Below are 17,204 nucleotides of genomic sequence, written 5' to 3'. Positions count from 1 at the left end.
GTAAATTAAATATTGATTGGCAACGATAGCTATGGAGGTACACCCAGTAACATTTCGAACCTGGAAGTTAAGCCCATAAACGCTGAAAGTACTTGGGGGGCAGCCCCCTGGGAGGATAGGAAGTTGCCAATCTTTTTTTTATATCTAAAAACTGGAGGATGATTATATGAAAAGACAAAAAAAAGTGAAATTAATATATAATCCTGTTTCAGGTGGTGGAAAGATTTTAAAAGAATTGGATAAAATTTTTGAGATTTATCAAGACCATGGATTTGTAGTCGATATATTTAGAGTTTCTCACAGTTGTAAAAAAGAGGAGATTTTAGAAAATATTGAAGACTACGATCATTTTTTAATATCAGGTGGAGATGGAACAATAAATAGTCTTGTTAATATTTTGAAAAAAAATGAGATAGATATACCCATAGCGATACTACCAACAGGGACTGCAAATGATTTTGCCAATGTAATAAAAATGCCTAGAAACATTGAAAAGGCTTGTAAAAAAATACTATCAACAGATGTTAAAGAGATAGATTTAGGAAGAATAAATAATCAATACTTTATAAATATAGCTAGCCTTGGAGTTTTTTCTACAATTTCACAAACAACTGATAGAAATATGATAAAAACTATGGGGAAATTGGCATATGTATTAAACGGAATAAAAGAGATGACTAAAATAAAAAAAATGAAAATTATATTGGAGAGTGACGAATATAGTGCAATAACAGATATTGTTTCTCTTTTAATTTTTAACGGGAAAAGTGCTGGAAATTTTGAGTTGGCATACAATGCTAAATTAGATGATGGATTTTTTGATGTTTTATTGTTAAAACCAGATTTTATAACAGATGTTCCAGAGATAAGTGCAGCACTGGCTACAAAAACACATTTAGAAAAAAAGATTCACTCAATAAAATATTTTAAAACTAGGTTTATGAAAATTGTGGGAGTTGAGAACTATTCCACAGATATAGATGGAGAAACAGGACCTAAATTACCTATAGAAATTGAGTGTATACATAAAGGTTTAAAAGTTTTAGGTATTAGTTAAAAAAAAATTGAAAAGAATACTAAAAAAATGGTAAAATATAGAGCGAATATAAAAAAAGGGGATGTAAAATTGAAAACATTTACTGAAGTTCTATTAAATTATTTTCAAAAATTAAATATAAACTTACCTAAAGACTTAGAGATTGATAATATTCAAATGGATAGTAAAAAGGTAGAAAAAGGTTCATTATTTATAGCTATAAATAATGGATATAATTATATAGATGAAGCCCTTAAAAAAGGGGCAGAACTTATTATTTGTGATAAAAGTCCTACAAATGAAAGTGAAAAAATTATTAAAGTTTTAAATAGCGTAGACTTTTTACAGGATATAGCTAAGTTATATAGAGAAAAGTTGTGTATTAAAATTATAGCTGTAACAGGAAGCGAAGGTAAAACAACAACTAAAGATCTAATACACGGAATTTTATCAAAAAAATATAGAACACAAAAAACTTTAGGGAATTATAATAATCAAATTGGCCTTCCATTTACATTATTGCAATTAAAAGAAAGTGATGAGATTGCAGTTTTAGAAATGGGAATGAGTAATTTAGGTGAAATTGATTTGTTAGCAAAAATTGCTAAGCCAGATTATGCAGTAATAACAAATATTGGAGATTCTCATTTAGAGTTTTTAAAAAATAGAGACAACGTATTTAAAGCAAAAACAGAAGTATTGAAGTATGTGGATAAAAATAATATTTTAGTTTATGGAGATGATTTTTATTTAAAAAACTTAGAAGCTTTAAAAATAGGATTTGAAAATGAAAATAATAACTATGTTATAAATAACTTTATTGAAATTTATGAGGGTGTTGATTTCTTTTTAAATAATGAAAAATATTTTGTACCTTTAAATGGATTATATAATGTAGTAAATGCTTCTTTTGCTATTGCATTAGGTAAAATATTTGGAATGTCTTATGATGAAATTCAAAATGCATTAAAAAATATTAAAATAACATCTATGAGATTTGAAAAAATAGAAAAAAATAAAATTTTATTTATAAATGATGCTTATAATGCAAGTCCTGTATCTATGAAAATGGCCTTAAATGCATTTTCTTCCCTACCATTGAAGAAAAAAAAGATAGTTGTTTTAGGTGATGCTCTTGAACTTGGTGATAAGGAGATAGAATATCATGTAGATGTATTAAATGAAGCTTTGAAATATGAATTTGATAAAGTATTTGTTTATGGGGAAAGAATGAAAAAAGCTTTAGAAAAATTAAATAATCCTAAAATTATTCATTTTACAAAAAAAGAGGATATAAGGGATGAACTTAATAAAACTGGGGATGTAGCTGTTTTATTAAAAGGTTCAAGAGGAATGAAATTAGAAGAAATAATTATGTAGTAAAAAGGAGTAAGAGGGATGCTGTACTTATTGGCAGAGTATTTTCCAGTTTTAGAGGGACTTAAATCAATATATTTAAGAAGTTTTTTAGCATTTATATTAGCATTTTTAGTTGTTTTAGTTACTGGTAAACCATTTATAAAATATTTGAAAGTAAAAAAATTTGGAGAATCTATAAGAGAAGAGGGACCAGTTAGTCATTTTTCAAAAAAGGGAACTCCAACAATGGGTGGAATATTAATAATTTTTGGGACTTTATTAACAGGGTTATTAGTTGGTGATCTTTTTAATAAGTTTTTAATTTTAATGTTTGTAATAACACTACTTTTTAGTAGTATTGGATTTATAGATGACTATAAAAAATTTACTGTTAATAAGAAAGGTTTATCAGGTAAAAAAAAGCTGATGGGTCAGTGTTTTATAGCTATAGTTACTTGGTTTTTTATAAAGGAGTTTGGTTTAACGGGAAACAAAATATTGGATTTATCAATTGTGAATCCAATATTGTCAAATAATAATTTATATTTAGGAAGTTTTTTGATGTTAATATTCATAGCTTTAGTGCTAATGGGAACATCTAATGCAGTGAATATAACTGATGGATTAGATGGATTAGCAATAATGCCTGTAATAATAGGTGCAACAATTTTAGGAATAATAGCATATTTCACAGGTCATATTGAGTTAAGTAATCACCTTAATTTACATTATATAGCAGGTATAGGTGAATTATCGGTATTTCTATCAGCTTTAGTGGGAGCAGGCTTAGGATTCTTATGGTATAACTTTTATCCAGCACAAATCTTTATGGGAGACACGGGATCGTTAACACTAGGTGGGATTCTGGGAGTTGTAGCAATTTTACTTAAACAGGAGTTGCTTTTACCGATAATTGGAGGAGTATTTGTATTAGAAGCTGTATCAGTTATACTTCAAGTGGGTTCTTTTAAAATGAGAGGAAAAAGAGTGTTTAGAATGGCACCAATACACCATCATTTTGAATTAGCAGGCTTACCAGAAACAAAGGTAACAATGAGATTTTGGATTGTTGCATTGTTTTTAGGAATGATAGCTTTAGGTATAGTTAGATTAAGAGGAATACTATAAATAAGACCACAGTGAAAGTCACTGTGGTTTTTGTCGTTTAAAAATAAGGAGGGAAATCCATGAAGAAAGCAGTTGTTTTTGGAGCTGGAGTAAGTGGTAAAGGTTCTGAAAAAACTTTAAAAAAAATGGGATACGAAGTTTTTTTAATAGATGATAAAATAGGGATATCGTCAAAAGAGGGAATGGAAATATTGGAGAATAGTAAAATAGAGTTATTTATAAAAAGTCCAGGAGTTCCATACACAGATTTAGTAAAAAAAGCTTTAGAATTGCAAATAGAAGTAATAGATGATATTGAATTAGGTTATAGATATAAAAAAATTAATAAAATTTCTGGAAAAATAATAGCTATAACAGGGACAAATGGAAAAACAACAATTACCACGAAAACTCAAGAGCTACTAGAAAAGGCGGGTTATAAAGGGAAAGTATGTGGAAATATTGGATACTCTTTTAGTGAAACAGTTATGGAGAACCCTGAGCTTGATTATTATGTATTAGAAGCAAGTTCTTATCAACTTGAGAATATAAAAGAGTTTAAAGCTGATATTTCTTTAATAGTTAATTTAGCACCAGATCATCTATCAAGATATAAAGATTTAGATCATTATTATAACACAAAGTTTAATATAGGTAAAAATCAGAAGGAAAGTGAATATTTTATAGTAAATACTTCATGTGCTGAAAGTTTAAAAAGAATAGATAAAATTTCTGGAAGAAAAATATATGTAGGAATGAATAAAACATATGAAAAAGAGAGTGTATGGGTTGAAAATGGATCTATTTTTTATAATGGAGAATTTGTTCTAGAAGAAAAATTAGCATCTTTAAAAGGGAAACACAACCTAGAAAACATGTTATTTATTGTTTGTGTAGGAAAATTACTTGATATTCCAACAGAATTAATAAGAGAGTTTTTATACTCAACTAAAACATTAGAGCATAGGATGGAGAGTTTTTTCTTATATGGTGCAGTTGAATTTATAAATGATTCAAAAGGAACTAACATAGATTCTACTAAATTTGCTATTGAAGCTTTTGAACAGCCAATTTTAATTTGTGGAGGATATGATAAAGAGCTAGATTTAACTCCACTAGAAGAGATAATTAAAGATAAGGTTAAAGAAGTTTATTTGATAGGGGATATTTCAGATAAGCTAGAAATAGGATTAGGAAAAATTGGTTTTTCAAAAGAGAAAATTTTTAATTTAAAAACATTAGATAGAGTATTAGAAAAATTAAAATCTAAAGTTGATAGAAATCATAAGGAAGTTATTTTGTTTTCTCCAGCGACATCGAGTTTTGATCAGTTTAAAAATTTTGAAGAAAGAGGAAGAGTTTTCAAAGATTTAGTAAAAAGTTACTTTAATTAGGAGAGAATTTATGATGAAAAAAATAATTATAACAACTGGAGGCACAGGAGGACATATCTATCCAGCATTAGCAGTTGGAAAAAAACTACTAAATAGAGGAATGGAAGTTTTATTTGTAGGAAGTTCAACTAGAATGGAAAAAGATTTAGTTCCAGAAGAGGGGTTTAAATTTTTAGGAATAGATATCTATCCATTTCAAAATTTTAAAAAAATTCCTTCAAATATAAAAGCATTCTTACAGGCTTTTAAAATTGTAAAAAAAGAACAGCCAGATATAATAATAGGATTTGGTAACTACATATCAATACCTGTCTTACTGGCAGGTGTAATTTTGGGGAAAAAAATATATTTACAAGAACAGAATGCGGATTTAGGGATGGCAAATAAGCTGTTTTACAAAATAGCTAAGAAATGTTTTCTAGCTTTTGACACAACGTATGAAGAGATATCAGTAAAGGATCAACATAAATTTTTAGTTACTGGAAATCCTTTAAGAGAAGATATTTATACAATGGATAAAGATGTTGAAAGAGAAAGATTAAAGATTGGGAAAGATGAAAAAGTACTTTTAATAACAGGTGGAAGTCTTGGTGCGAAGTCCTTAAATGAAGCAGTAATCAAAAGTTTGAAAGATATATATAAAGATAAAAGCATCAGAATTTATTGGGCCACTGGAGATAAAAATTTTGGGGAAATAAATGAAAAATTAGAAGATCAACAAATAAAGGTTAGTGATATAATAAAGCCATATTTTAATAACATGATAAATGTAATGGCAGCAGCAGATTTGGTTGTTTGCAGAGCAGGTGCATTAACAGTTTCAGAAATAATGCAACTTGAAAAGCCATCAATATTAATACCGTATAATTCGATAAAAGTTGGTCAGTATCAAAATGCAAAAATATTATCAGAAAATGAAGCGGCACTTATATATAGTGATAGTAAGGCAGATGAAGCTATAGAAAAAGCTTTAGAGCTCATAAAAAATGATGATGAATTAAATAAAATGAGTAGAAAAGCTAAAAATTTAAAGAAAAGTAATGCAGCTGAAAAGATAGTTGAGTGCTTGGATATATGGAGGAGTTAGATGGATAAAATATATTTTATTGGAATAAATGGAATTGGAATGAGTGGCTTAGCAAAAATTATGAAATTAAAAGGATATGATGTATGCGGAGCTGATCTTTCAAGAAATTATGTCACTGAAGAGTTAGAAAGTTTAGGAATTAAAGTTTTTGGAGAGCATAACGCAGAAAATATTTTAGGAGCAGATTTAATTGTAGCTTCAAGTGCTATAAAGCAAGATAATCCAGAGATAACAAAAGCAAAAGAGTTAGGAATAAAAATAATAAAGAGGGGAGAATTATTAGCCCTTTTGATGAATAAAGAAAAAGGAATTGCAGTAGCAGGAACTCATGGAAAAACAACGACAAGTTCAATGTTAGGATCATTACTTTTAGATATTGACCCAACAATAGTTGTTGGTGGAATTTTACCAGAGATAGGTTCTAATGCTAGATGTGGAAAAACAGAGGTTTTTATTGCAGAAGCTGATGAAAGTGATAACTCATTTTTACATCTAACACCAGAAATTTCAATAATAACAAATATTGAAGCAGATCACCTAGAGAATCATGGGTCTCTTGAGAATATAAAGAAGTCATTCAAGCAGTTTATGGATCAAACCAAACAAGAGATATTAGTTTGTGATGATTGTTCAGAAACAATGGATTTAATAGAGGGAAGAGAAAATATAAAAACATATAGTATTAGAAAAAGTGATTCTAATATAATTGCAACAGATATAAAGGTTATAAATTCAAAAACAGTATTTACAGTGATGATAGATGGAAAAAAAATTGGAGAGTTTGAGCTGTCTATTCCTGGGAATCATAACATTCAAAATGCACTACCAGTTATATACCTGGCAAATAAATATGGAATTGAACAAAAAAGAATAGCTGAAAAACTTTTAAAATTTAAAGGTGCAAAAAGAAGATACGATATTCTACATAGTGACAAAATAAGAATAATAGATGACTATGCTCATCATCCAACAGAGATTAAGGCAACTATTCAAGGAGCAAAAACAATAGAAAAAAATAAAACAATAGCAATTTTTCAACCACATAGATATAGTCGTGTAAATTTTCTTTTAAATGATTTTAAAGGTAGCTTTGAAGGAGTAGATGAAGTTATATTAATGCCTGTATATAGTGCTGGAGAAAAAAATGAGTTTGGAGTAACATTAGAAAAATTAAAAGAAAAAATAGGGCATAAACACTGTAGAATAATAGAGAAAAATGAAGATATAGAAAAAATGGTAGCAGGTGAAAAAGAATCAGCAACATTCTTATTTATGGGAGCAGGAAATATATCTAATTTAGCTCACACTATTGCAGACAATATAGGGAGAACAGGAAATGAAATTATATAAAAATCACTCAATGAAAGAGCATTCTAATATGAAAATTGGTGGAATAGCTAAAGAATTTATTGAAATTGAAAATAAAAATGAATTATTGGACATTTTGAAAGAGAAAGAAAATAGATTTATAATAGGAAATGGGACAAATACATTAATATTTGATGGAGAACTTGAGACAACGTTTATCTCTCTTAAAGCTATTGATTATATAAATGATATGGGAGAAGGTATAGTTGAAGTTGGAGCTGGACTAGATTTTTCTGATTTGATAGATTATATGGCAGAAAAAAACTATACAGGTCTAGAAAATTTAGCTGGAATACCAGGAAGTGTTGGTGGGCTTGTTTTTATGAACGGTGGAGCTCATGGAACAGAGATTTTTGATAAAATAATATCAGTTGAAATTGTGGACGAAAATAATGAACTTAGAAAAATAGAGAAAGAAAATCTAAAGTTTTCATATAGGGTAACAGAGATAAAAGAAAAAAAATGGGTTGTGGTAAGTGCAACTTTCAAATTTGAAAATGGTTATTTAGGTGAAGTTGTAGAGAAATACAAATTAAAAAGAAGCGAAAATCACCCATTAAATCAGCCAAACTTAGGAAGTACATTTAAAAATCCAGAGGGACATTTTTCAGCAAGATTAATAATAGAGGCTGGACTTCAAGGGAAAGAAGTTGGAGGAGCTCAAATATCTATGGTACATCCAAACTTTGTTGTAAATAAAGGTGATGCAAACTTTAAAGATATTATAGATATAATTGAAGAGGTAAAAATAGGAGTAAAAAATAAAACTGGAATACAACTAGAAGAAGAGATTATAATAGTAAGAAACTAACTGGGAGGGATCAAGTGAAAATAGCAGTTGTTATGGGTGGAATTACATCAGAGAGAGAGGTTTCCTTAAGAAGTGGACAGGCTATTTTAAATAGTCTATTAAGACAAGGATATGATGCATATAAAATAGACTTGACAAAGGAAAATTTAGTGTCAGCATTTATAGAGAATGACTATGATTTAGTTTATTTAGCTCTTCATGGTGAATATGGTGAAGATGGTAGAGTTCAGTCTATTTTGGATATGTTGGGAAAAAAATACACAGGTTCAGGAGTAACAGGTAGTGCTGTTGCAATGGATAAAATATTAACAAAAGTAATAGCTAAGGATTTGGGAATAAGAATAGCTAAAACATATGGTTCTGTTGAAGAAATTGACAGCTATCCAGTAGTTATAAAACCTGCAAAAGAGGGATCAAGTGTAGGACTATATATTTGTAATACGAAAGAAGAGGCTTTAAAAGCTTATGAAGTATTACAAAATAAAGAACCTTTAATAGAGGAATTTATAAAAGGGGATGAATTAACAGCAGGAGTATTAAATGGAGAAAAATTAGGTGTAGTTAGAATAAAACCAAAATCTGGATTATATGATTATGAGTCAAAATATACTGTAGGGAAAACTGAGTATGAATGTCCTGCTCAAATAGATGAAAAAGCATATGAAGAAGCTTCTGAAGCAGCTAGAAAAATTCATGAAAAGTTAGGATTAAAGGGAGTGACGAGAAGTGATTTTATATTAAAAGATGGTAAAACCTACTTCTTAGAGGTAAATACTTGTCCTGGGATGACAGAGACTAGTTTAGCTCCAAAATTAGCAACATTAAAGGGTTATTCTTTTGATGATTTAACTAAGATTATGGTTGAAAGTTGTTAAGTAGAAAATATCTGAAATAACAGGGAGAGATTCTTGAAAAATATATTTAAAATTGCTATAATATTGGCACTAACTTTTATTATAATTCAAGTTGAAAAAGACTTTAAAAATAGAGAATTTTTCAATATTTCAAAAGTTCAAATTAGTGAAGTTTCGCCAAATCTTAAATCAGATTTAGAAAAAATAAAAATAGAGATTTTAGGAAAAAATATTAATGATTTAAATTTAGAAGGATTAGAAAAAAAAATATTAAAAGATGTGAGGATAAAAAAAGTAGTTGTTTCTAAACAAAATTTAAATGAAATAACTATTGATATTATAGAGAAAGATAGTAGTTACTATGCGCAACATAATTCAAGAATATATACAATGGATGAACAAGGAACAATTTTTGGAAAGCTAGATGAATATCCTAAAAAAAGTATGCCAATTCTTGTATTAAAAGATGCTAAAGAAAAAGAATATCTTCTTGAAATAATGGAAAAACTAAAAGAGCTAGATTTAAAAGATGAGGTTTCACAGTTATACGCTGAGAACAAAAATTTAATATATATTATTTTGAGGGATGGAACTAAGATAAAAACTGAATTAGAAGTTTCGAAAAAAAAATATGAAATAACAATGAATCTATATAAGGAGTTAATAAAGACTAAAGTAATAGATTATATAGATATAAGATTTACAGATATAGTAGTAATGGAAAAGGAGGGGAAAAATGCGAGATAATATTACAAAATTAGCTTTAGATGTTGGAAATGGTAAAATAAAATTTATTTTAGGAGAACTTAGTACAGAGGGATTAAAGTTAAGAGTACTAGATTACTTAGAGGTATCAAGTGAAGGGATAAAAAGATCTGTGGTAGAAGATCCTGATCTTTTAAGTGCAAGTATAGCCAAAGGACTAAAAGAATTAGAGCAAAGAAATGGAAGAGAGTTTGAAGCGGTTTCACTAGGTGTAAGTAGTGATAGAATTATTTCAAAAACAGATCATGGGTGTATCGAATTTAATGAGAAAGAGATAACATCTCAAGATATGTATAATCTAATCGAATTAGTAAAAGGTAATATATTAAAAGAAGATGAAATTGTTATTGAGCAAGAAGCTTATAATGTTAGAGTTAATAGTTCTGGAATTTTAAAAAATCCAATAGGGCAAATTGGAAAAAGTATTCAGGGTGATGTGCATCTAATAACGATAAAAAAAGATCAATTAGACCCATTGATAGAGGTTATAAATAATGCGGGATTAGAAGTAGAAGATATATTTTTAAATGCATCTGCATCTGCAAAATCAACTTTAGAACATGAAGATAGACAGATGGGAGTAGCTCTAATAGATATAGGAGAAGGGGTTACAGATATAGCTATTTATAAAAATGATAAAATAATTTATACAAAATCTTTATCAATAGGTGGAATGCATTTTGTGAATGATATAAGTTATCTTTTGAAAATACCAAAAAAAGAGGCTAAAGAGATTCTGGAAAAGTTGAGAAGTAAACAGTATTCTAATGGAGTAATAAAAACAGAAAATGGGGAATACAATATAGATGAAATTAAAGAGATAATTGACGCTAGAACAGGTGATTTAATTAATTTCATTTCAAAAACAATAGAAGAATCTGGATTTAACGGTTATTTAGGAAAAGGTTTAGCTTTTACAGGTGGAGCAGTATCAATAGATGAGATTTTTAGTAAAGTAGGAAGTAAAATGGAGTGTGCTGTCAGAAAGGTTACTCCATTTCCACTGAGAGGATTAGAAAATGTAAATCCATCTATGTCTACAGTAATTGGTATTTTGTTGACAAAATTAGAAGCAGAATTTAAAAAGAGAAACGAAATAAGAGATGAAAGTTTAAAGGACGAAGTTATAGCCATTGAAAAAGAAGAGGAAGTATTTACAGAGCTTCCTATAAATGAAACAGCTTTTAGACAAGAGGATTATGAAGAAGAGTATGAAGAAGTGGTTACAGATGGTACTTTAAACAAAATAAAAAAATGGATTTCTAACTTTATATAATAAGGAGCTGTATGAAAATGTTTAATAACGAATGTGAAGTAAAGATAAAGGTAATCGGAGCTGGAGGGGCTGGAGGAAATGCAATAAATGACATGATTTCAGCTGGAGTAACAGGTGTAGAATATATTGCGGCAAATACAGATGCCCAAGATTTAAATAACTCTTTAGCAGATATAAGAGTTCAATTAGGTGAAAAATTAACAAGAGGTTTGGGAGCAGGAGCTGATCCAGAAGTTGGTAAGCAAGCAGCTGAAGAAGACGTTGAAAAATTAAGAAATTTATTAGAAGAGACAGATATGCTATTTATAACAGCAGGAATGGGTGGAGGAACAGGAACAGGTTCTGCACCAGTTATAGCTAAAATAGCTAAAGAGATGGGAGTTTTAACTATAGGTATAGTAACTAGACCATTCTCTTTTGAAGGAAGAAAAAGAAAAACTAATGCTGATTTAGGATTGGCAAACTTAGAAAAGCATGTAGATTCATTAGTGATAATACCAAATGATAAATTATTTGAATTACCAGAGAAAACAATAACTCTTCAAAATGCCTTTAAAGAAGCTAATAATATTTTAAAAATAGGTATTAAAGGTATTGCTGATTTAATGATAGGTAGAGGACTTATTAACTTAGACTTTGCAGATATTAAAGCAACTATGCAAAATTCAGGAGTTGCAGTTTTAGGATTTGGAGAGGGCGAAGGGGAGAATAGAGTTGCAAAAGCAACAGAGAAAGCTCTGTCATCACCTCTGTTAGAGAAGTCAATTATGGGAGCAAGCAAAGTTTTAATAAACATAGCTGGTTCATCAAACTTAGGGTTAATGGAAGCTCAAGCTATAGCTAATATAGTGAAAGAAGCAGCTGGAAAAACAGCAGAAGATATTATGTTTGGTATAACAGCAGATGAATCATACGGAGATAAAATTCAGGTTACAATAATTGCTAATAGCTTTGGTGATGAGCAAGAAAAAACTGAATCTTTTATAAATGTAGAGAAGAAACCTGAAACTCCAAAGGTAGAAGAAACATCAGAAGTAAGAGATGAATTAGATCTTCCACCATGGATTAGAGCAAATAGAAGAGATTAAGAAAAAAACACTTGTAAAATTGTTTATTCTATGTTAAAATTAAGAATACCCTGCTCAAGATTATTGTGTATTTTGGGCTAAAACCATAGGGAGGAGGTAATAACATGAAAAAGTATGAATTAATGTTCATCATCAACCCAACTATATTAGAAGAGGGAAGAGAAAATGTAATAGCTAAAGTTAACAACATATTAACTGTAGCTGGAGCAACTATTCTTAAATCTGAGAAGTGGGGAGAGAGAAAGCTTGCTTATCCAATCGATAAGAAGAAAACAGGATTCTACGTACTAACTACTTTAGAGATGGACGGTACTAAGTTAACTGAGGTTGAGTCAAAGCTTAACATAACTGAAGAAGTTATGAGATACATCGTAATTAAGAACGACTAATTAAAACTAAAGAAGACGTTTATTCTCAAATAAGGAGGTTATTAGAATGGCAGAATTCAGAAGAAGAAGAGCAAAATTAAGAGTTAAAGCTGAGGAAATCGATTACAAAAATGTTGATTTACTAAAGAGATTCGTTTCTGATAAAGGAAGAATCAATCCTTCTAGAGTAACTGGAGCTAACGCTAAGTTACAAAGAAAGATAGCTAAAGCTGTTAAGAGAGCTAGAAACATCGCTCTTATTCCATATACAAGAGTAGAGAAGTAAAATTAATGAGGTTGAAGATTTAATCTTCAACCTCTTTTTCTATATTACAGATTAAAAAATTATAAAGTAAATATAGTTACAAAAATAAAAAAAAGACAGGCTTTTTTATTCAAAGCTGTCTTTTTTTATAAGCATTATTTGCTTAATATTTTTCTAAGTCTAGCACTTAGAGTATTAGCATTTGCTTTAAGGATTTGCATAACTTCAACCTCGTTAGCACTCTTTAAAGTCTTTAAAGTTTTAGTACAAACTTTAACTTTAACAGTAACACCGTTGATAACAACTTTAGTTGTTTGTAAGTTAGGCTTCCAAACTCTTCCTGTTACTCTGTGAGAGTGAGAAATTTGATTTCCGAAAGTCATTCCTTTTCCAGTAATTTCACATCTTTGCATTCTATTAACACCTCGCTTTCGTTATAAACATGCAAATTATTATACCATTACTGAAACAAAATATCAAGGTATTTTTTAAATTATTTGGAATAGTTTATAAAAAACATTAAATATGGTATAATAACAGGGTAAAATATATATAGAAAAGGTGATATGTAATATGAATATTCATAGCTATAAAGTATTAGAGTTTAATAAATTAAGAGAAGAGTTATCACATTATATGACTATTGAAGAAAATCAAGAAAAAATACTTGATTTAGAGCCATTTAAGGATATAAACTCTTTGAGAAAAGAATTAGAGATAATTAGAGATTTTATGGATTTTTTAAAGTTTGATGGTGGGTTTGAGCCAGCAGGAATGAAAGATATAACAAATATCACAAGAAAAGCTCAACTTGTTGGGATGTATTTAGAACCAGAGGATTTATGGTCTATAAATATAAATTTAAGAATTTTTAGAATTTTTAAAGGTAGATTAGAAACTTTAGAAAAATATAAGGATTTAAGAGGAAAATTTATAAATGTACCAACATTTAAAAATTTAGAAGATTTGATAAATAAAGCTATAGATCCAGATAAAAATATAAAAGATGACGCTTCTATAGATTTAAGAGAGTTAAGATTCCAGAAGAAAAATACGGTAGCAAATATTAAAAGAAAATTTGAAGAGTTATTTACTAATCCAAGTTACTCTAAAGCTATACAAGAAAAGATTATAACAACAAGAGATGGAAGAAGTGTAATCCCCATTAAAACAGATTTTAAGGGACTTATTAAAGGAATAGAGCATGATAGATCATCTAGTGGATCAACAGTGTTTATAGAGCCTATATCGATTGTTTCATTAAATAATAAAATGAGAGAGTTAGAAGTTAGAGAAAGAGAAGAGATTAGAAAAATACTTTTAAGACTAACTGATCAAGTGAGATTAAATACCCATGTAATAAATGAGATTGGTAATACGATAATGTATTTAGATATATTAAATGGAAAATCTCAATTTGGTATAGAGAAAAAATGTGCAATTCCAGAGATAAATAATAAAGAGATGCTATCACTTGTAAATGCTAGACATCCTTTTATAAATGAGAGTATAGTTGTGCCTTTAACATTTGAAATAGGAAAAGATTATAATACATTATTGATAACAGGTCCAAATACTGGTGGAAAAACTGTAGCATTAAAAACAGCGGGGTTATTAACATTGATGACATTAACTGGAATCCCAATTCCTGCAGATGAAAAAACGAGTATAGGATTTTTTAATGGTGTATTTGCAGATATTGGAGATGAGCAGAGTATAGAACAATCATTATCATCATTCTCAGCACATTTAAAAAATATTCAAGAGATTTTAAATTCAGTTACAAAAGCTTCGTTGGTATTATTAGATGAATTAGGATCAGGAACTGACCCTATGGAAGGATCAGCTTTTGCAATGGCTGTAATAGACTATTTAAAAGATAAGAAATGTAAATCACTAATAACAACTCACTATAGTGAAGTTAAAGCATATGGATATAATGAGGTGGATATAGAAACTGCATCTATGGAGTTTAATGTAGAAACTTTATCTCCAACATATAGACTTTTAATAGGAGTTCCTGGAGAGAGTAATGCTCTAACAATAGCAAGAAGACTTGGAGTTTCTGAAGTAATTATAGAAAGAGCAAAAAGTTATATAAGTGATGAAGATAAAAAAGTAGAAAAAATGATCTCTAATATAAAAGATAAATCTTTAGAACTTGAAAGTATGCAATCAGAAGTAGAAGCTTTAAAAGCCCAAGCTCAAAAAGATAAAGATGAATACGAAGAGAAATTAAGAGTACTAGAAAAAGAAAAGAATCAGATTTTAAAAGAGGCATATGAAAAAGCTGAGTTAATGATGAGAGATATGCAAAATAAAGCTGCAGCTCTAGTTAATAAGATTCAAAAAGAGGATAAAACAAAAGAAGAGATGAAAGAAGTTCAAAAGAAACTTAATATGCTTAGAACATCTTTACAAGAGGAAAAATCTGAAAATGTAGAGGTTAAACCTAAAGTAGCAAGAAAGATAGATTATAAAGTTGGAGATAGAGTATTTGTAAATAGTTTAAATCAATATGCTATTGTAAATAAAATAAACTTAAATAAAGAAACTCTAAATATACAAGCAGGAATATTAAAATTAGAAGTTTCAATGGATGATGTAAAAACAGTGGTAGAGCCAAAGAAAAAAGAATACAGACCTATAAATACTCATGCTAAAACAAGAGTTAAAAATGAAGTGGATTTAAGAGGAAAGTTAGTTGATGAAGCAATATACGAATTAGAAACTTATATGGATAGAGCATTAATGAACGGGTATACAGAGATATATGTAATTCATGGAAAAGGAACAGGAGCTTTGAGAACAGGAATAATGGAATTCTTAAAAACTTCAAGATATGTTAAAGACTATAGAGCTGGTGGTCATAACGAAGGAGGAATTGGATGTACTGTGGTAACTCTAAAATAACTTTAATTATAGCAGCAGCTGGAGTAGGAAAGAGAATGAATTTAGGATACCCCAAACAGTTCTTAGAAATTGATGGAAAACCTTTATTCATGAAATCATTAGAGGTTGCAGAAAAAAGTGACAGTATTGATGAGATTGTTGTTACTACTGGAGAGGAATCAATAGAGTTAGTAGAAGAGTTATGTAAGACATATGGAATATCTAAAGTCAAAAATATTGTTTTAGGTGGAAAAGAAAGACAATATTCTATAGAAAATGCGTTGGAATATTGTAAGGATAATAGTATAATAGCAGTACAGGATGGTGTAAGACCATTTTTAAAAGATAAATATTTTTCTCAAGCACTAAAAATGTTAGAGGAAGATTTAGAGATTGATGGTATTGTAGTGGGAGTTTTACTAAAAGATACAATTAAAAAAGTTAATATCGATGGAGAAGTTATAGAAACACCTAAACGAGAGGAGTATATAGCAGTTCATACACCTCAAATATTTAGAGGTAAGATATTAAAAGAAGCTTACAAAAAAGCAAAAGAAGATAATTTCTTAGGAACGGACGATTCATCCTTAGTGGAAAGAATAGGTGGAAAAATTAAAGTTTTAATGGGAGATTATGATAATATAAAAGTTACAACTGTTGAGGATTTAAAATTTCTTTAATTTAATAAAGGAGAGGGAAATGAAAGTTTTTTTAGCTCAAATGAAGCCAATACTAGGAGATACAGAAAAAAATTTAAAAAAAATAGTTGATATAGTAGAAAAGGAAATTGAAAAGGGGACAGAAGTTGTTATTTTCCCTGAATTATCTTTAACTGGATATCTGCTAGAAGAGATGGTTTATGATGTTGCCTTAGATAAAGTTCCTAATATACTGTTGGAGTTATCTAAAAATATATCAATAATAGTGGGAGCGGTAGAGTTAAGTGAAGATTTGTATCACTATAATACAGCATTTTACTTAGAGGATGGAGAGATCAAACATAAACATAGAAAAGTTTACTTACCAACTTATGGACTTTTTGATGAGGGAAGATATTTTAAAGAGGGAGAAAATATAAGAGCCTTTGATACAAAGTTTGGTAGAGTTGGAATGTTAATATGTGAGGATATTTTTCATCAAAGTAGTTCATATATTTTAGGACAAGATGGGGCACAAACAATTTTTGTTATAGCAAATAGTCCAACAAGACTTTCAAGTAAGGGATTAGAAATAAGTAATCTTTGGGAGTCTATATGTAAGACAACAGCTGTTAGTAATGGATGTTTTGTTGTTATGGTAAATAGAGTGGGAGTAGAGGACGGTGTAAACTTCTGGGGTGGAAGTTTTGCAATTAATCCATCAGGAGATACTATAAAAAGAATGGAACACTTAAAAGAGGATGGACAAGAAGTTCTAATTGATAAAAAAGAGATAATAAAAGTTAGGTTTGCATCGGGATCATGTAAAAATGAAAAAATAGATTTAGTACTAAATGAATTGTGCAGAATAAAAAAAAGTAGATAAATTTATTAGA

17 protein-coding genes and 1 rRNA gene are annotated in these 17,204 nt (G+C 29.0%); 17 read left to right on the top strand and 1 reads right to left on the bottom strand.

Features of this window, described 5'->3' with window-relative positions; genetic code table 11:
• Positions 1-15: 15 nt before the first annotated feature.
• The 14 genes from rrf (at position 16) to rpsR (ending at position 12,799) form a co-directional block, all read left to right on the top strand.
• A 5S ribosomal RNA gene (gene rrf / locus ACRC8M_RS11805) occupies positions 16-132 on the top strand.
• Between the two features lie 34 nt (positions 133-166).
• The gene (locus tag ACRC8M_RS11800; RefSeq protein WP_438529313.1) at positions 167-1,057 is read left to right on the top strand and encodes a YegS/Rv2252/BmrU family lipid kinase; all 891 of its coding nucleotides are present in this window, start codon (positions 167-169) and stop codon (positions 1,055-1,057) included.
• A gap of 69 nt (positions 1,058-1,126) precedes the next feature.
• On the top strand, positions 1,127-2,416 hold the full coding sequence (locus ACRC8M_RS11795) for a UDP-N-acetylmuramoyl-tripeptide--D-alanyl-D-alanine ligase (RefSeq protein ID WP_438529312.1): 1,290 nt from the start codon (positions 1,127-1,129) through the stop codon (positions 2,414-2,416).
• A gap of 18 nt (positions 2,417-2,434) precedes the next feature.
• Positions 2,435-3,523, top strand: coding sequence for a phospho-N-acetylmuramoyl-pentapeptide-transferase (gene mraY, locus ACRC8M_RS11790; RefSeq protein ID WP_438529311.1), 1,089 nt, complete (start codon positions 2,435-2,437; stop codon positions 3,521-3,523).
• 59 nt (positions 3,524-3,582) lie between these two features.
• Positions 3,583-4,896 carry a UDP-N-acetylmuramoyl-L-alanine--D-glutamate ligase gene (gene murD, locus ACRC8M_RS11785; RefSeq protein ID WP_438529310.1) on the top strand — a complete coding sequence of 438 codons (1,314 nt, stop codon included), beginning with the start codon at positions 3,583-3,585 and terminating at the stop codon, positions 4,894-4,896.
• A 13-nt stretch (positions 4,897-4,909) separates the two neighbouring features.
• Positions 4,910-5,983: an undecaprenyldiphospho-muramoylpentapeptide beta-N-acetylglucosaminyltransferase gene (gene murG / locus ACRC8M_RS11780; RefSeq protein WP_438529309.1), complete on the top strand. Its 1,074-nt coding sequence runs from the start codon at positions 4,910-4,912 to the stop codon at positions 5,981-5,983.
• Positions 5,984-7,333 carry a UDP-N-acetylmuramate--L-alanine ligase gene (gene murC / locus ACRC8M_RS11775; protein WP_438529308.1) on the top strand — a complete coding sequence of 450 codons (1,350 nt, stop codon included), beginning with the start codon at positions 5,984-5,986 and terminating at the stop codon, positions 7,331-7,333.
• Entirely contained in the window at positions 7,320-8,162 is an 843-nt protein-coding gene (gene murB, locus ACRC8M_RS11770) for a UDP-N-acetylmuramate dehydrogenase (RefSeq protein WP_438529307.1), read from the top strand. Before murC ends, murB begins: the two co-directional genes overlap by 14 nt.
• Before the next feature lie 14 nt (positions 8,163-8,176).
• On the top strand, positions 8,177-9,037 hold the full coding sequence (locus ACRC8M_RS11765; protein ID WP_438529306.1) for a D-alanine--D-alanine ligase: 861 nt from the start codon (positions 8,177-8,179) through the stop codon (positions 9,035-9,037).
• A gap of 33 nt (positions 9,038-9,070) precedes the next feature.
• The gene (locus ACRC8M_RS11760; protein ID WP_438529305.1) at positions 9,071-9,763 is read left to right on the top strand and encodes a cell division protein FtsQ/DivIB; all 693 of its coding nucleotides are present in this window, start codon (positions 9,071-9,073) and stop codon (positions 9,761-9,763) included.
• Positions 9,753-11,057: a cell division protein FtsA gene (gene ftsA / locus ACRC8M_RS11755; RefSeq protein WP_438529304.1), complete on the top strand. Its 1,305-nt coding sequence runs from the start codon at positions 9,753-9,755 to the stop codon at positions 11,055-11,057. Before ACRC8M_RS11760 ends, ftsA begins: the two co-directional genes overlap by 11 nt.
• Positions 11,058-11,068: 11 nt before the next feature.
• On the top strand, positions 11,069-12,145 hold the full coding sequence (ftsZ, locus tag ACRC8M_RS11750; protein WP_438529303.1) for a cell division protein FtsZ: 1,077 nt from the start codon (positions 11,069-11,071) through the stop codon (positions 12,143-12,145).
• Positions 12,146-12,249: 104 nt separating this feature from the next.
• A complete protein-coding gene (gene rpsF, locus ACRC8M_RS11745) occupies positions 12,250-12,534 on the top strand; it encodes a 30S ribosomal protein S6 (protein WP_438529302.1) in 285 nt (94 codons plus the stop codon).
• 46 nt (positions 12,535-12,580) lie between these two features.
• Entirely contained in the window at positions 12,581-12,799 is a 219-nt protein-coding gene (gene rpsR / locus ACRC8M_RS11740; protein ID WP_023051045.1) for a 30S ribosomal protein S18, read from the top strand.
• Positions 12,800-12,933: 134 nt separating this feature from the next.
• On the opposite strand, the gene rpmB is transcribed toward rpsR, so the two are convergent.
• Positions 12,934-13,191, bottom strand: coding sequence for a 50S ribosomal protein L28 (rpmB, locus tag ACRC8M_RS11735; RefSeq protein WP_023051044.1), 258 nt, complete (start codon positions 13,189-13,191; stop codon positions 12,934-12,936).
• A 160-nt stretch (positions 13,192-13,351) separates the two neighbouring features.
• Between rpmB and ACRC8M_RS11730 the strand changes: the two genes are divergently transcribed.
• From ACRC8M_RS11730 to ACRC8M_RS11720, 3 genes are read left to right on the top strand one after another with little or no spacing between them, the layout of a single operon-like run.
• Complete coding sequence (locus ACRC8M_RS11730) at positions 13,352-15,691, top strand: endonuclease MutS2 (RefSeq protein ID WP_438529301.1); 2,340 nt, start codon at positions 13,352-13,354, stop codon at positions 15,689-15,691.
• Positions 15,667-16,350, top strand: coding sequence for a 2-C-methyl-D-erythritol 4-phosphate cytidylyltransferase (ispD, locus tag ACRC8M_RS11725; RefSeq protein WP_438529300.1), 684 nt, complete (start codon positions 15,667-15,669; stop codon positions 16,348-16,350). Before ACRC8M_RS11730 ends, ispD begins: the two co-directional genes overlap by 25 nt.
• Before the next feature lie 19 nt (positions 16,351-16,369).
• Positions 16,370-17,194 (top strand): nitrilase-related carbon-nitrogen hydrolase, encoded by an 825-nt coding sequence (locus tag ACRC8M_RS11720; RefSeq protein ID WP_438529299.1) that lies wholly within the window; start codon positions 16,370-16,372, stop codon positions 17,192-17,194.
• Positions 17,195-17,204 lie beyond the last annotated feature (10 nt).

This window comes from Cetobacterium sp., from assembly GCF_051653945.1.
In the GTDB taxonomy this organism is placed as follows: domain Bacteria; phylum Fusobacteriota; class Fusobacteriia; order Fusobacteriales; family Fusobacteriaceae; genus Cetobacterium_A.
This window is presented reverse-complemented; position numbering and strand designations above follow the sequence as displayed.

Excerpts from the sequence above, each read along its gene's own strand:
- ispD (WP_438529300.1), top strand. The coding sequence starts at position 15,667 with ATGTACTGTGGTAACTCTAAAATAACTTTAATTATAGCAGCAGCTGGA.
- ftsZ (WP_438529303.1), top strand. The coding sequence starts at position 11,069 with ATGAAAATGTTTAATAACGAATGTGAAGTAAAGATAAAGGTAATCGGA.
- ACRC8M_RS11720 (WP_438529299.1), top strand. The coding sequence starts at position 16,370 with ATGAAAGTTTTTTTAGCTCAAATGAAGCCAATACTAGGAGATACAGAA.
- mraY (WP_438529311.1), top strand. The coding sequence starts at position 2,435 with ATGCTGTACTTATTGGCAGAGTATTTTCCAGTTTTAGAGGGACTTAAA.
- rpsF (WP_438529302.1), top strand. The coding sequence starts at position 12,250 with ATGAAAAAGTATGAATTAATGTTCATCATCAACCCAACTATATTAGAA.
- murG (WP_438529309.1), top strand. The coding sequence starts at position 4,910 with ATGAAAAAAATAATTATAACAACTGGAGGCACAGGAGGACATATCTAT.
- ACRC8M_RS11800 (WP_438529313.1), top strand. The coding sequence starts at position 167 with ATGAAAAGACAAAAAAAAGTGAAATTAATATATAATCCTGTTTCAGGT.
- murB (WP_438529307.1), top strand. The coding sequence starts at position 7,320 with ATGAAATTATATAAAAATCACTCAATGAAAGAGCATTCTAATATGAAA.
- ACRC8M_RS11730 (WP_438529301.1), top strand. The coding sequence starts at position 13,352 with ATGAATATTCATAGCTATAAAGTATTAGAGTTTAATAAATTAAGAGAA.
- ftsA (WP_438529304.1), top strand. The coding sequence starts at position 9,753 with ATGCGAGATAATATTACAAAATTAGCTTTAGATGTTGGAAATGGTAAA.
- murD (WP_438529310.1), top strand. The coding sequence starts at position 3,583 with ATGAAGAAAGCAGTTGTTTTTGGAGCTGGAGTAAGTGGTAAAGGTTCT.
- murC (WP_438529308.1), top strand. The coding sequence starts at position 5,984 with ATGGATAAAATATATTTTATTGGAATAAATGGAATTGGAATGAGTGGC.
- rpsR (WP_023051045.1), top strand. The coding sequence starts at position 12,581 with ATGGCAGAATTCAGAAGAAGAAGAGCAAAATTAAGAGTTAAAGCTGAG.
- rpmB (WP_023051044.1), bottom strand. The coding sequence starts at position 13,191 with ATGCAAAGATGTGAAATTACTGGAAAAGGAATGACTTTCGGAAATCAA.